This window comes from Mycobacterium sp. KBS0706 (assembly GCF_005938675.2).
In the GTDB taxonomy this organism is placed as follows: domain Bacteria; phylum Pseudomonadota; class Alphaproteobacteria; order DSM-16000; family Inquilinaceae; genus Inquilinus.
On record NZ_VCCH02000405.1, the window covers coordinates 1 to 314 of the forward strand.

Consider the following 314-nt stretch of genomic DNA (forward strand, 5'->3'; position numbering starts at 1 on the left):
TTCGACCTGAAGCAGTCGCGGCTGTCGCGGTCGGTGCGGCTGTCGATCGCCATGACCGAGCGGATCCGCGCCCAGTACCTGATGCGCCGGGGAAAGCGCAAGGACTCGGGCGAGCAGGAGCGCCGCCGGCAGCGGCGGCAGCAGGCCGCGGACACCGTCGCCAAGGCGATCGCGCAGCCCGAGGACGTCGAATACATGCGGAACTGGGTCTGGGAGCATCTGGTCGAGGACGAGATCCTGGACGAGCAGCTCGACACCCTGTCGCCCGAGGACTTCATGCGCGAGGTCTGCCGCAAGATCGGCCGTTCGCCGCC

General features: G+C 69.1%; 1 protein-coding gene. It reads left to right on the forward strand.

Annotated elements, in window-relative coordinates; genetic code table 11:
* Positions 1–314, forward strand: a 314-nt coding sequence (locus FFK22_RS43695; RefSeq protein ID WP_186002998.1) for a hypothetical protein, incomplete at both ends; no start/stop codon positions are given.